At 63.0% G+C, this 13,923-nt stretch carries 11 protein-coding genes; 6 read left to right on the top strand and 5 right to left on the bottom strand.

Going from position 1 to position 13,923, the window contains the following annotated elements:
* The first annotated feature begins 179 nt into the window (after window positions 1-179).
* The 5 genes from rpoD (at window position 180) to VF515_02550 (ending at window position 5,238) form a co-directional block, all read left to right on the top strand.
* A complete protein-coding gene (rpoD, locus tag VF515_02570) occupies window positions 180-1,931 on the top strand; it encodes an RNA polymerase sigma factor RpoD (protein HEX7406513.1) in 1,752 nt (583 codons plus the stop codon).
* Between the two features lie 26 nt (window positions 1,932-1,957).
* Window positions 1,958-2,113 carry a hypothetical protein gene (locus tag VF515_02565; GenBank protein ID HEX7406512.1) on the top strand — a complete coding sequence of 52 codons (156 nt, stop codon included), beginning with the start codon at window positions 1,958-1,960 and terminating at the stop codon, window positions 2,111-2,113.
* A 236-nt stretch (window positions 2,114-2,349) separates the two neighbouring features.
* Window positions 2,350-2,979 (top strand): DUF47 family protein, encoded by a 630-nt coding sequence (locus tag VF515_02560; GenBank protein ID HEX7406511.1) that lies wholly within the window; start codon window positions 2,350-2,352, stop codon window positions 2,977-2,979.
* Between the two features lie 54 nt (window positions 2,980-3,033).
* Complete coding sequence (locus tag VF515_02555; GenBank protein HEX7406510.1) at window positions 3,034-4,023, top strand: inorganic phosphate transporter; 990 nt, start codon at window positions 3,034-3,036, stop codon at window positions 4,021-4,023.
* A 162-nt stretch (window positions 4,024-4,185) separates the two neighbouring features.
* A complete protein-coding gene (locus VF515_02550) occupies window positions 4,186-5,238 on the top strand; it encodes an OmpA family protein (GenBank protein ID HEX7406509.1) in 1,053 nt (350 codons plus the stop codon).
* Between the two features lie 188 nt (window positions 5,239-5,426).
* On the opposite strand, the gene VF515_02545 is transcribed toward VF515_02550, so the two are convergent.
* The 4 genes from VF515_02545 to VF515_02530 are packed head-to-tail and all read right to left on the bottom strand — an operon-like array spanning window position 5,427 to window position 12,365.
* Complete coding sequence (locus VF515_02545) at window positions 5,427-6,191, bottom strand: tyrosine-protein phosphatase (protein ID HEX7406508.1); 765 nt, start codon at window positions 6,189-6,191, stop codon at window positions 5,427-5,429.
* 26 nt (window positions 6,192-6,217) lie between these two features.
* Entirely contained in the window at window positions 6,218-6,964 is a 747-nt protein-coding gene (locus VF515_02540; GenBank protein HEX7406507.1) for an MBL fold metallo-hydrolase, read from the bottom strand.
* Entirely contained in the window at window positions 6,964-11,889 is a 4,926-nt protein-coding gene (locus tag VF515_02535) for an NAD-glutamate dehydrogenase domain-containing protein (GenBank protein ID HEX7406506.1), read from the bottom strand. Before VF515_02535 ends, VF515_02540 begins: the two co-directional genes overlap by 1 nt.
* Window positions 11,890-11,912: 23 nt before the next feature.
* Window positions 11,913-12,365, bottom strand: a complete 453-nt coding sequence (locus tag VF515_02530; GenBank protein ID HEX7406505.1) for a GNAT family N-acetyltransferase — start codon at window positions 12,363-12,365, stop codon at window positions 11,913-11,915.
* A 132-nt stretch (window positions 12,366-12,497) separates the two neighbouring features.
* Between VF515_02530 and VF515_02525 the strand changes: the two genes are divergently transcribed.
* Complete coding sequence (locus tag VF515_02525) at window positions 12,498-13,433, top strand: hypothetical protein (protein ID HEX7406504.1); 936 nt, start codon at window positions 12,498-12,500, stop codon at window positions 13,431-13,433.
* Between the two features lie 64 nt (window positions 13,434-13,497).
* On the opposite strand, the gene VF515_02520 is transcribed toward VF515_02525, so the two are convergent.
* Entirely contained in the window at window positions 13,498-13,827 is a 330-nt protein-coding gene (locus VF515_02520; GenBank protein ID HEX7406503.1) for a hypothetical protein, read from the bottom strand.
* Window positions 13,828-13,923: the final 96 nt, after the last annotated feature.

Genomic DNA, 13,923 nt, shown 5'->3' with positions numbered 1-13,923 from the left:
CGCCCTTGGCTGTGAAGCTCAAACCCGCCAAGAGCTTCGGTGGCAACCGGATCTGACCAGGTATAGCTGTGCGTAGGCCTCGGAAGTGTATAGCTTCGAGGATTCCCGTAGTCCGGACCTCCCCTGAAGCCGTTTCGGTCTCCCCATAAGTAGTAGGAGTCGGCACGAGAGAGCGAGGCATGCAGAGAAAACGCGAGCAGCGAGGAAAGAAGCCCCCCAAAGCCGAAGTGCCGGCGGTGGCTCCATTCGAAGAAATCAGCGATGCCCTGCCGCACGATGCCACCCCGACCGACGAGATCGAGGGCGCTATCTCGATGCTCGGTGAGATCGATGTGGAGTCCGTCGATGCCATCGCCGAGCCGACCCTGTCTAAGGATGACGAAAAGGAAGAATGGGTAGAGGAAGAGCGTGAGGAGAAGAGCTTCGGCGAGGACACGTCCGATCCGGTGCGGATGTACCTGCAGGAGATGGGCGCGGTCTCCCTCCTCACCCGTGAACAAGAAGTCGAGATTGCGAAGCAAATCGAGGCTGGGGAGCGCGACGTTCGTGACGAAGTGCTGGCGCTGCCATTCCTCATCACCTACCTGCTCGATCTTGCAGACCGAATAAGGGCCGGTGAGATCTCGGAACGAGAGTTGCTTGACGAGGAGGCGGAAGAGGAAGACACCGAATCCGTCGAACCCGTCGAGAAGGAGCCCGAAGGAGCGATCCTGAAGCAGTTGGAGCGATTGCGTCGCTTGGTGACGGACCGCAATGCAACGGCAGAGGCGGCCCGGCAGCGTCGCAATCACCCGCGCACGGCCCGCGAGGCGGAGCGCCGCTTGACGTTGCTGAATCGACGCATCACGAAGGCCCTTGACGAGCTGGAAATCGGCCGGCGGCACATCGGGATCGTCGTGGAAAAGCTCAAAATGGCCGCACGCTTCATCGGGCAACAGCAGGAGTTCGTGGCGCGTTGCGAGCGCCGGAGCGGTCGCCCGGTGAGTGAGATCGTCAAGGTGGGTGGCCAACTCCGCTCGGAGGATTCTCGTGCCGCCGCCAATGCCAGCCGGCGCCTGCATCTCAGCGTCGAGGACGCCCGGCGGCTGGTTGACGACCTGCGGACGGCGCGCAAGAAGATGGGTGATGCCGAACGCGAAGTGGGCATGAACTACGAGGGCCTGACGCGGGCCTTGCGTGTGATCCGGGGTGGCGAATATAAGGCGCAAGATGGCAAGAAAAAGCTGATCGAGGCGAATTTGCGGCTCGTTGTCAGCATCGCCAAGCGCTACACGAACCGCGGCCTCGGCTTCCTCGACCTGGTTCAGGAAGGCAACATCGGCCTCATGCGTGCGGTGGAGAAATTCGAATACCAGCGGGGCTACAAGTTCTCGACCTACGCGACCTGGTGGATCCGCCAGTCGGTCAGCCGTGCCATCGCCGATCAGGCCCGTACCATCCGCATCCCTGTGCATATGATCGAGACCATCAACAAGGTCGTGCGCTCCTCGCGCTACCTGGTGCAGCAGTTGGGTCGCGAGCCCTCGCCGGAAGAGATCGCTGCCAAGATGGAGATGCCACTCGACAAGGTGCGCAAAGTGCTCCGCATCGTGAAGGAACCAGTTTCGCTGGAGACTCCCATCGGCGATGAGGAAGAGAGTTCGCTCGGCGATTTCGTCGAGGATCGGCAAACCGTGTCGCCTGCCGACGCGGCCGTGTACACCAGCTTGGAAGAGCAGACGCGCAAGGTGCTGGCGACCCTGACCCCGCGCGAGGAGCAGATTCTTCGCATGCGCTTCGGGATTGGGGAGAAGTCGGACTTTACATTGGAGGAGGTGGGCCAGCGCTTTGCTGTCACCCGCGAACGTATTCGCCAGATTGAAGCCAAGGCGTTGCGCAAGCTGCGGCACCCGAGCCGGGCGAAGAACATGGAGTCATTTGTCGGAAGCTGAGCAGCTCCGGCAGAGTAGGAGGCAGTATGCTCAAGAGCAACCTGGAGAAAGAACTGCACAAGTGGCGCGAAGCGCGTGCACGCAAACAAGGCGGGCGACAAACGCCGGCTGATCGTCGTACGCTGCGGGTGAATGGGCAGGAGGTGGTGGTGATTACCAAGCCGAAGCGCGCGCTGGCCTAAAGCGCACACTCTGCGGCCGTCTGCCGGCCGCGCAAATCCTCGCCAGATTGATTTGGTACCCCAGCGGTTGCTTCAGGTAGCCGTTCCCCGGGGTGGTGTTTCTCCCGCCCAAACATAGCGGACTGCGGTTCTGCGGTGGAGCGCCGAGAGCGCCGGCGGCGTTCATGCCAGCCGATCTGCAGATTGACAGCGCGCTTCCTTTACTCTTAGCAGCAGGAACAGTAGTATCCCCCGCTATGTTTGCCCGCCTGTTTCCGTCCGAAGGCAAGGTCTTTTTCGAGTTGTTCGAACGCCACGCCGGCAAAACGCTCGAGGCGGCGCGGCTCCTGCAAGCGATGCTGAACAACCCGGTCGATCTCTCCGACCAGGCGCGCCGCATCAAGGAGGTGGAACACGAGGGCGACGTGATCACCCATCGCGCCGTGGAGATACTGCATCGGACCTTCGTGACGCCGATCGATCGGGGCGACATCCACCGATTGATTTCCCGGCTCGACGACGTCCTCGACCTGATCGATGCGAGCGCCGAACGCATCTGGCTCTACGGCATCGACAGCGTCGACCGCGATGCGTGCGATCTGGCCGGCACGCTGGTCAGCGCCGTGAGCGAGGTCAGCCGCGCCATGGTGGGGCTGCGTGATTTGAAGAACCGTGAGGCGCTCCTGCAGGTGTGCATGGAGATCAATCGCTACGAGAACGAAGGTGACACCCTGCTCCGGCGCGCCGTGGCGCGCTTATTTCAAGACAGCAAAGAGCCGTTGATGGTCATCAAGTGGAAGGACATCTACGAGTTTCTCGAAGACGCCATCGATCGGTGCGAGGACGTGGCGAACGTGGTCGAGGGCGTCGCGCTCGAGTACTCCTGACATCGCTTCCGCGGGCAGAGGCCGCAAGTTCACTCATTGGGTTAGGGGGCGGAGATGTCGTTGGTGGTCGTGGTGGGGCTCATTCTGGTCGCGCTGGCGTTCGATTTCATGAACGGCTTCCACGATGCGGCCAACTCGGTAGCCACCGTGGTCTCCACCCGGGTCCTGACCCCGCGCCAGGCGGTGTTGTGGGCGGCGTTCTTCAACTTCGTTGCGGCATTCGGTTTCGGAGTCAACGTTGCGAGCACGGTCGGCAAAGGCATCATTGACCCCAGCGCCGTCACCCACAGTGTCGTGTTCGCTGGGCTGGCCGCGGCGATTGCCTGGGACGTGGTGACCTGGCTCTACGGGCTGCCGACGAGCTCCTCTCACGCGCTCATTGCCGGCTTTGCCGGTGCCGGGGTCGCCGCCGCCGGCCCGCAGGTGCTGGTGGTCAGCGGCCTGACGAAGGTCTTTCTGTTCGTCTTCATCTCACCGGCGCTTGGTCTGATCCTCGGCCTCGTTCTCATGACCCTGGTCACCTTCGTGGTGAGACGTAGCACGCCTGCCCGTGTCGATAGCTTGTTTCGGCGGCTGCAGCTCGTTTCCGCCGCATTCTACAGTCTCGGCCACGGTACCAACGACGCCCAGAAAACGATGGGAATCATCACCGTGCTGCTGTTCACCAGCGGGTATCTTGGGCCGACGTTTTTCGTGCCGATCTGGGTGGTCCTGATCTGTCACGCGGCAATCGCGTTGGGCACGACATTCGGTGGCTGGCGGATCGTGAAGACGATGGGAATGAAGATCACCAAGCTGCAACCCATCGGGGGCTTTTGTGCCGAGACCGCCGGTGCGTTCACGATCCTCGGCGCAGCGGCAGCGGGTATTCCCGTGAGCACGACCCACACCATCACCGGCGCCATCGTCGGCGTCGGCGCCAGCCGGCGCGTGTCGGCGGTTCGCTGGGGTGTGGCGCGCAACGTGGTCTGGGCCTGGGTGCTGACGATTCCGTGTACCGCCATCATTGCTGGCGCGATATACCTCCTGATCGCTGCGGTCTAAGTCCCCAATCCACTCCTTTACCCTCTTGCCCCAGTGCCAATTAGACTGCCGGCACCAAGGCGGGGGATATTGAACGTCAGGGGATATTGAACGTCTCGGCAAAAGTGATATGGTGTAGGCCGACTTCAAATTGGACGTGCGAGAGAAAGGAGATCTCATAGCATGAACCGCCAGAAAAGTTTCCTGACCCTTTTGACCTTGTTCCTCCTCATGGTCGCTCCGGTGGCACGTGCCCAGCGGGCTCCAGCGAAAACGGATGGTGGTGGCCCGTTCTTCGGAGTGGATTTGGGCGTTTCGGAGCCCACCAACGACAATTATCGTGCGCACGTCCACACGGGAGGGACAGCCGCTCCGTTTGCGGGGTACATGTTGAACGATTGGCTCGGCATTCAGGGCCAATTGCATTTCACCTTCCAGCCACCGGACAATGACCATGGGAGAGACATGCCAGGGCAGGTGGGTCTGAACCATGAAAACCGGTACACGACCATGGCCGGAGTAACGGTCGGCCCACGGATCGCGCAGCCGATTGGCGACCTCCTGGAGCTGTATGCCACTGGCCAGGGTGGTGGCTTCAAGGGTGTGAGCGGGCGTCTGAATCAGTGGGCGCCGGGATTTTCGGTGGGTGGCGGCCTGGATGTCAATGTGATGCCGAATTTCTCAGTGGGCTTGTTCGGCCGCTGGAACCGGGCTTACATGGCCCCACGTCCGAATATTCTCCTTTACCAAGTTGCCGACGAGCAGGGACCTGCCGACGCCGAATGGGTCACCGCTGGCGTGGGCTTGAAGTGGTCGTTCAAAGAAGCCGCCGCAGCGCCGCCGCCACCACCGCCGCCTGCGGCAGTTGTGAGACCACCAGCGCTCCCGCCGCCGACGAAGGAGAAAATCGTCCTGCGTGCCGTGCATTTCGACTTCGATAAGTCGAACATCCGGCCCGATGCTCGGGTGATTCTCGACGAAGCCGCGAGCATCCTCAAGGAGCGGAGAGATATCAACGTCGCCATCCAGGGACATACGGACGGTGTCGGCACCGACGCGTACAACATGAAGCTGTCGCACCGCCGGGCCGCTTCGGTAGAGCAATACCTCGTCAAACACGGCGTTGCTGCCAGCCGCCTCTCCAGCGAAGGCTTCGGCAAGCGCCAGCCTGTGGCCTCTAACGACACCGACGAGGGCCGCGCCCAAAACCGGCGTGTGGAACTGCAGGTGAAGTAGTAATCCGGCCCGCGTACTAGGCCGTCGTCAGGGAGGGACCTCCGGCATGCCGGAGGTCCCTTTTTGTTTCCATCATTTCGATTCCGGCTTTTGCGCTCCGAACCGCACGAGACTGCACCTCTGCCAAGAAGTCTTGGGCGGGTTTCTCGATACCCGCTTCCCGGAGGGGGCGCGGTACGCACATTGCGCTAGAGGAGCCGTTCTTTCAGCTGTTGAATCGTGTCGTCGGGTATCCCCGCGGCCCGAGCATATCCGTGCATCGATCCGTACTTTGCGCGCAGCTTTTCGAGGAAGCCAATCATCGTTTGCGGCCGCGCATGCATGGTGTCTGGCGGCAGCGATTCGAACATCGTACGGTACCCCTCAGTCGCCATGAGGCGCTGAATGATGCCGTCCAGGTTCTCCTGCGTGAGGGCGTAGTCCGCGACGATGATCTCGTCCTCAACCTCCAGGATGCCCAGGATCAGTGCCGAGATCACGCCCGTCCGGTCCTTCCCGGCGGCGCAGTGATACACGGTGGGTCCCGCCGCTTCCGCAACGGCGGTGATGACGCCGCCAATGCGCTGCATGGCGAATTCAGCGATGAGGAAGTAGATATCGGCGAGATCGCGGTCCTCCCGGAGATCCTTGCCTCCTGTGGCCTCGCCGTCAAAGAGCGGCAGGTGGTGAAAGTGAATGGGCTCGGGCTCCAGAAGACCGCGTCCGCCGGTGCGTAATTCGGCAGTGGACCGGAGATCGATGACGCAGTCGATGCGGAGTTCGTGACGCAGGCGCGCGATGTCGTTGGCGGTGAGCAGGTGGAGCGCGTCACTGCGGAAAACCTGTCCGGTTCGAACCAACCGACCGCTCCGGGTCGGGTAGCCGCCGAGGTCGCGGAAGTTCAAACAGCCATCAAAGCGAACAGAACGCTGCCAGTTACCAGTCACAGCCTGCTTACTCCCCGGGAGATGCATTCGCCGAACGAAATCTAGCGGCAGCATTACTCGATTTCCACCGCCAGCCCGTCGGACGCCAACTCCATTTCAATCTCGTCATGCCGGGTGAGCGTCTCCCGACCCAAGTGTGTCAGGATCATGCGCTTGGCGGTGAAGCGGGAGCGGTGCTCCGCAAGTCGCGGGTAGTCAATGTGGAATGGCTGACGCGTGTCGAAATAAGAGCACTCGCAGATGAAAAGATCAGCGCCCTGCGAACGCGTGATCAATTCTTCCGTCCAGCCGGTGTCGCCGGAGTAGACAATGCGGCGCCCGGCGAAGTTCAGACTGAATCCGAGGGAGATCTCCTTTTCCTGGTGCGGTACGCGGAAGGGCTCGATCCTGAGTTCGCCGAACACTACCGGTACATCCGGTAGCATTTCGATGAATTCGAGCGGAAACGGAAGAGGATGAGCGGCAGGTTCCTTGTACACGATTGAAAACAGAGCCCGCACGCGTTCTTCCGTGCCGGGCGGTCCGGCGATCCGCAAGGGGCGTTGCCGGGGTCGCTCGTAGGTGTACTCCAGCAGGAAGAACGGGATACCGGCGAAGTGATCACCGTGGAAATGGCTGATGAGGATCTGATCGATCGGTGCCGTATCGATGCCGTGTTGTTTCATCGCGGTGAGGGTTGAGGCGCCGCAATCAAGCAGGGAAACGCCCTCAGGGCTCCGCACGAGATAGCCGGCTTGATGACGCCCCCCTGCGGAAAAGGCGTCGCCGCTGCCGAGGAAGACGACACGCGCCGCGGCCATCACGTGTCCTCGCGGTCGGCCAGCCGGCCGATCGCACGCATCACCACCAGCAGCGCCGCAAGCGTTGTGCGCCTGGCGCTCTTGATGTCGCTGACGAGCGTGCGCAGCTTCTGCAGCTGTTCCTGGTGTTCCTGAACGTAGGCGTGCAGGCAGTCCTCAACTCCCCCCCCTCCCTCCTGGCAGCGGAGGAGGATGGCGTGCGTCAGCTGCCGACGCGCGTACACCAAGCCTTCAATCAGGCCTTCAACCGCGCGCCGTTCCCAGCGGTCTTCCGCCGGCAGCTCCGTCAGGCTTTGGCGAACCCAGGCGAGATCGACCAGATCATCCACCTGGTAGTATGCTTCGGCGGCGGTGGCGCGGGCCGCGCCGAGTTCGCCGGCGATATGATCAACTTCAAATAGTTCCGCCAGGCGTTCGAGGGGAGGGATGCGTTCGGCGAGGGCGCGAGGGGTTCCCTCGCTGGCCAAGGCATCAGCCGCCTCCGCCAATCCCGCTCGTGCCGCAGGCGGTAGAATGCGAGGCAGGATGCTGAGCAGCTCTTTCGTCGAAGTGCCCAAGGCGTTGGCGAGCTGGGCCGCCGGCAGCGTGGATGGTTGCGTTTCGATGATCCACTTGCTGGCGCGCTCGACCGCGCCCTGGAGTGTCGACCAGCAGCGCACCTCCGCTGCCACGGGCAGTGCTGGATCGGCATTGCCAATCTCCGCCCACAGGTCGGCGGCGCCGCTCGCCGCGACTACGAGGGCCCACGCGCGGACTACCGAGGCGGGGTCGGTGCCGGTATCATGGACGACCCGGTTGACGGATGCCGCCCCCATCGTGTCGATGAGGGCATTGGCGGCCTCGACGGCGATGATTTCACGCCGCAGACGGTGGCTGCGCACGGCCTGGCCGAAGCGCGTATCGATCACCTCGGGGAAATACGCGCGCAGGTAGGATTCGAAGAAGGGATCGTCGGGCAGGGCCGAGGCCAGGACGTGGTGCTGCAGCCAAAGCTTGCTGTGCGCCAGCAAGACGGCGAGCTCCGGCCGCGTCAGGCCGAGGAGAACGCTACGGCGGTTGCGCAGCGTGTCCCGATCTGGCAGGCCTTCGAGTTGGCGGTCGAGCCCTCCTTCGTTTTCAAGTTGGGTGATCAGCTCGCGGAAGTCATTCAGCCGTGTCTGGCTTTGGAGTTGATCGAGGCTGAGAATACGGGCCTGGAGGCGGTTGTGCGACAGGACGCGGCGCGTGACTTCCGGGGTCAGCTCGGTCAGTAGCCGGTTGCGCTCGGCGAAGGTCAGGTGTCCTTTCTCGACTGGCCCGGCGAGCGCGATTTTCAAGTTCACCTCGTGGTCGGACATGTCCACGCCCGCGGAGTTGTCGATGGCGTCGGTGTTGATCCGCCCGCCGCGGAGCGCGTACTCGATACGTGCCCGTTGCGTGAAGCCGAGGTTGCCACCTTCCGCCACCACGCGCACCCGCAGTTCCGACGCGTTGATGCGCACGTAGTCGTTGGCGCTGTCGCCGACGTGCGTCTCATCACTCGCTTTTACGTAGGTTCCAATACCACCATTCCATAACAGGTCGGCGTCCATCCGCAAGATGGCGCACACGACTTCCTCGCCGGTGGCGTATTCGCTGTCGAGTGCGAGCATGGTGCGCACGGGTGCCGACAGTGGGACTTTCTTTGCGGCGCGGGAAAACACGCCACCACCCTCACTGATCAAACTGGCGGTATAATCGGACCAGCTGGATCGCGGCAGAGCGAACAGCCGCTCGCGTTCGGCAAAGGCGCGGGCGGGGTCCGGGGAAGGATCGAGGAAGATGTGCACGTGGTTGAAGGCCGCGCGCAGGCACACGCGGCGGGACAGTAAAAGCGCGTTGCCAAATACGTCGCCACTCATGTCGCCGATGCCGACGACGGTGATGACCTCGCGGTCCGCGTTCCTTCCCATCTCGCGGAAGTGACGGCGCACACATTCCCACGCGCCACGCGCCGTGATGCCTTCCTTCTTGTGATCGTAGCCGTGAGCCCCGCCGGACGCGAAGGCGTCACCGAGCCAGAACTGATGTCGTGCCGCGATCTCGTTGGCGATATCAGAGAAGGTTGCGGTGCCCTTGTCCTCCGCCACCACCAGGTAGGGATCCGGATCATCGTAGAGCAAGGTCGCCGCTGGCGGGACCAGGCGCCCTTGAACGAGGTTGTCGGTTACATCCAGGAGTGCGCTGATGAAACTCCGATACGCCGCCACGGTCTGGCCCGAGTTGAGCGGTGTCCCGGGACGGCGCTTCGGAATGAAACCGCCCTTGGCACCGGCTGGTATGATGACGGCGTTCTTGACCATCTGCGTCTGCATGAGGCCGAGGATTTCGGTGCGAAAATCATCCGGCCGGTCGCTCAGGCGGATCCCGCCGCGCGCCACCTTGGCGCCACGCAAATGCAGTCCCTCCACGTTCGGGGCGTGGACGTAGATTTCGTATTCCGGGTGCGGGCGTGGCAGCTGTGGGATACGGGCACATTCCAACTTTACGGCGATTGCTGCCCGCGGTCCGCCGTCTGCGGCGCGCGCCGCGTCGGGCCGTGCCCGGTCCGTCCGAGGGGCAGTGGACTCCAGGCGGAAAAAGTTGGTGCGCACGGTGGCGGCAACGGCACTGAAGAGGGCACGCAGCATGCGATCGTCGCTCACGCTCTGCACTGCATCGAGGCTGGCGATGAGGCGCTGCTCGATTTCCGGCAACACCTGCGCCAGACGTTCGCGCGGGGTAGGGGGCCGTAGCGGATCGAACTTGGCCTCGAAGTATTCCCACAGCAGGCGTGCCGATCGTGGGGCACCGAGCAGCGCGTGCATCAGCGTGCTGCGGGTGGGAGCGGTACCGATCTGCACCCCGTGGTTCACGTACGCACGCAGCAGATCCACTTGGCGCCAATCCAAGTCGGCCTCCAGGATCAGGCCGTTTAGCCGGTCGTTTTCAACGCTGCCCGCCAAGAGCGTCAGCAGCGCCGGCTGGAGCAACGGTGCCGCAGGCGCGATATCCAGGCGTGCGCCGGCGGTATCCTGGACGAAAAACGTGTGGATCCGCATCCGTCCGAGTTCCGGGAGGGCGACGCCGACCGCGTCTTCGGCAAACACTTTGAGGCCGAGATTTTCAAGCACCGGCAGGAAATCGCTGAGGACCAATTCCGTTTCCGCCAAGTAGAGTTTCAGGGCAGAGAACCGCTCCTCGCCGGCAGCGCTATCGTTGATGAGATCGACCTGGGGTGCGCGCGTTGACAATAGCGCCTCGATGCACTGGAGGTCGCGGATGGCGACTGTGACGTCGGTGGCGGCCTTGTACGCGTTCGAGAAGGCGGCGGTGTACCGGTCTGCCAGGGTGCGCACCTGGTCCCGCGGAAACTGTTCACGGAGCGCATCGCGAAGCCGGTCGTTCCACGTCCGTAACAAGCTGGTGATTTGCGCCTGCAGGTCTTCTGCTGCCACGGCGCGGACGTTCTCCGGCGCGGTGGCGAGATAGAAGTGCAGCCGTACCTGATCGCGCTCGTCCATCACCAGGCGCTGATCGAGCACGATGGCCGAAAACGCCTGCGCAAGGCGGGCTTCAACCCGCCGATACAAGTCGTTGGAAAAGCGTTCGCGCGGCAGGATGATGGTGATGAATATGCCGCGGCCGAGGGCGTCGGGGCGCTGTAGGACCTTCACCTCGCTGCCACCCTCTGCTGCCAGAATGGTCTTGATCTCGGCGCGGAGTTCAGGGACTGAAGCCGCGAGCAGGTCGGCCTTCGGGATGCTGTCGAAGACCGTGACGATCGACTTGTAGTCGTACGAGTCTTCGATGGCGCCCTCGGCGTCGAGAATGGCGGCAAGCTTACGCCGCAGCAGGGGTACCGCTGCCGATTCCTCGGTGTAGGCCTTGGAGGTGAGCAGGCCGAGAAAGCGTCTCTCGCCGACCACCAGTCCGTTCTCATCGATCTCCTTGATGCCGATGTAATCCATGTGTTCAGCCCGATGCACGGGGCTTTCGGCATTGGTCTTCGACACCAGGAGCAGTGGCAGCTCGTTGAGCCGGCGGCGCAGCGCCTCGGGCAGCGACCGAGGCGCCGCGAAGCTCGATCGATCCTCGTTGCGCGAGATTCCCAGTCCGGAGCCGTGCCGAACTTCGGCCGTCCGCTCCGCCCCTCTTCCCGCGAACTGGTACTCGCGATACCCCAAGAAGACGAAATTCTTCTCGCCCAGCCAGCGGAGGAATGCGGCGATCTCATCGACATCGGCATTCCATGGCGGCCGCAACGGACGCGTGTGCAGCTGCGTTGCCAGCTCCTCCGCTTTGGCGCGCATCGCTTGATAATCCTCGGTGGCGAGGACGACTTCGGTCAGACGCTGCTGAAGCAAGGCGGACAATGCTTCGGGATCGGCGACGCGTTCGACCTCGACGTGTACGAACGACTCCTTGTGCCCGAGCGCCCCGGCCGGCCCGACGGCCAGCGCCGCTCCCCGCCCATCCCGCTCCACCGCGAAAGTCGGGTGCAGCAAGCGCTGCAGGACACAACCGGAGCGCCGCAGGGTCTCCTGAATCGTATCGACAATGAAGGGGCGGTCCCGCAGGATGCTTTCGACGACTGAACACGGTGCCGCCCAGCCCTCCCGAGTCATATCCGGATCAAACACCCGTACCCGCGGCTCCCCCTGACTCCGCTCGACGACGAATCGGAAGGCAACCACGGCAATTGCCGCCAACTCGCTGACTTCCCGCTCCTCGAGGAACTCCGCACCGTCCTTGTCAAACAGTTGGCGAGCGAACGCCTCGGCTAGCGGGCGTTCGCCGGCGGTGACCTTGGCGCGAACCGCCTCAATTACCTGGCGCAGTTTGGGCACGTCTGCCGATACGGTCTGCGGCTGCGTGCGCTCGCGCTCTTCCATGAGGCGCGCGATGGCTTTGGACAACTCAGCCACGGTACGCCCCGTGCAGCAGGTGCTCACTCATCACTGCGCAGCCTCTTGACGAACCATTCGCCGCCCGGTTCAAGACCGGTCTTCGCAAAGAGCTCACGGAGAGAGGCGCCCGCGGCCGGCAACGCGCAAGAGAGAATCGTGCAGCCGCGTTTGCGGGCCCGGCGCGCGGCGAAATCGAGGAGCGCTGCGCCGATGCCGCGGTGGCGAAACGAGTCGGCGACCACAAGCTGGTTGAGTCCGGCCCGGGGTCCATGCGTGAGTGCACGCGCATAGGTTACGTGTACGAGACCGACCGGCGTACCGTCAACCAAAGCGAGGTAGAAGTCAGTCCCGAGGTCGGCAACGATGTGCCGGAAGCGCCGTAGTGTGGCGCGATCGGGCGGCGGGACCGGAATGCCGCTGGTGGCCAGCAGCTTCATCACCGCGTTGAAGTCGGTGCGTCGGCTCCGCCGGATGTGCGGGGGACGGTCAGGCATGCAGCCCTCTTAGCACAAAACCCTATTGTTGCTGTACCCTGGCGGACTGGCAGGCTTTTTTCGTGACAGCACGCGACTTTTAGGCTTGATTTGATCTCGGCGGGCATCTACGATGCTCGCTTGTGTGGGTGAGTGATGCGTTTGCTGTGGTGGGCTAAACAGGCGCTGGTTGTTTTGGGGGCAGTGTTGTTGTCGCTCTCAAGCGCCTGGGCAGGGGGTCCTCCAGCCCAGAAGCTGCCCTCGGCGCTGCTCGTCTTCCCGCTCGTCCAGGTGTCTGAAGATCAACCCAACCATCTGGCGCAAGACACTCGAATTGAATTGGTCAATCTGTCCGGCGATCCCCAGTTGGTCGAATGCTTCTACATCGACGGGGCATCCTGCAACGAGATCGGCTTTATGGTCCTTTTGACGCCGTACCAGCCGATGGCGTGGCTGGCCAGTTCCGGGCTCAACAGTGGGAGCAGCGCTGCTCCGCCGTTCTTTGGGACGGGCGAATTGAAGTGCGCCGTGCAGGCAACCTTGCCAGATCTCGATTCCCACAACGCCATTCAGGGGCGCGCGACCATCTTTACCTCGTCGAACGGGCAGTCCGCTTCCTACGGCGCCGTAGGCTTTCAACGCCTCAGCGCTGGTGACTACACCGGGGTGTTCAAGCTCGATGGGACGACATACGCGCAGTGCCCCAGCAGGTTGCACTTCGATGTCCTGACGGCGGACCAACCAACCTCTTCGAGCGAGATGGTTCTCGTGCCCTGCACCGAGAATTTGCTGACGCAAACCCCGACCTCGCTGGGGGTGCAGTTCGTCATCTACAACGAGTTCGAATCGCAGTTCTCCACAGCCAGCACCCTGAAATGCTTCGACCAGCGCCCGTTGACGGACATCGGCGCCGGCACCCTGACCCGAGCAGTCGTGGGTACCGACACGGCGCATGTGGTCGTCCGTGGCTCGGGTGGACCGCTCCTGGGATTGGTCGTGGATGAGGTGCCGTTCCGAGGCACTACCGGCACTGCCGGCAATGAGCCTTCCTTCGAGGGCGGTAGCTCTGCGACCGTGACCTTTCCGTAGATGCCATGAGTGAGCTACTCCGCATACTGGCCGCTTTGTCCTTGCTGTACATGCACCATGTTGGTCATGGGCGGTTCAATTTCTTGCCCCGCCGCACTATGCCGACGGCGACCGTGGCGATGTTGACACCGACCCCGCCGCCAACCGCGACGCCGACGGATGCGCCACCGAATACGGCCACGGCAACAGCGACTCTCATTCCGACGTCAACGACGGTTCCCAACGCCACGCTCGCCCCGACATTGACGCCCACGGCGACGTACACGGCAACTTCCATCCCCACCGCGACGGCATCGACAACCGCCACATCGAGTCCTTCGGCAACGGCGACGTTCACTCTCAGCTCCACGCCAACGGCGTCACCGACGGCCGCCCTATCGAGTTCGGATCCCACCGGGTTCCAGGTTGTTGGTGTACCGCCGGCGCAAAAGCTCCCTTCAGCGGTGTTGATTTATCCGCTTGTCCGGGCCTCGGCGACGGAGGATACGCG

The organism is Candidatus Binatia bacterium (assembly GCA_036382395.1).
Taxonomy (GTDB): Bacteria; Desulfobacterota; Binatia; order HRBIN30; family HRBIN30; genus JAGDMS01.
Note: the sequence above shows the minus strand (reverse complement) of the source record. Positions and strands in the feature narration are given on the sequence as shown.

Coding starts and splice junctions, on each gene's coding strand:
- VF515_02560 (HEX7406511.1), top strand. CDS start 2,350: ATGTTTGCCCGCCTGTTTCCGTCCGAAGGCAAGGTCTTTTTCGAGTTG.
- VF515_02550 (HEX7406509.1), top strand. CDS start 4,186: ATGAACCGCCAGAAAAGTTTCCTGACCCTTTTGACCTTGTTCCTCCTC.
- rpoD (HEX7406513.1), top strand. CDS start 180: ATGCAGAGAAAACGCGAGCAGCGAGGAAAGAAGCCCCCCAAAGCCGAA.
- VF515_02565 (HEX7406512.1), top strand. CDS start 1,958: ATGCTCAAGAGCAACCTGGAGAAAGAACTGCACAAGTGGCGCGAAGCG.
- VF515_02540 (HEX7406507.1), bottom strand. CDS start 6,964: ATGGCCGCGGCGCGTGTCGTCTTCCTCGGCAGCGGCGACGCCTTTTCC.
- VF515_02530 (HEX7406505.1), bottom strand. CDS start 12,365: ATGCCTGACCGTCCCCCGCACATCCGGCGGAGCCGACGCACCGACTTC.
- VF515_02555 (HEX7406510.1), top strand. CDS start 3,034: ATGTCGTTGGTGGTCGTGGTGGGGCTCATTCTGGTCGCGCTGGCGTTC.
- VF515_02545 (HEX7406508.1), bottom strand. CDS start 6,191: ATGCATCTCCCGGGGAGTAAGCAGGCTGTGACTGGTAACTGGCAGCGT.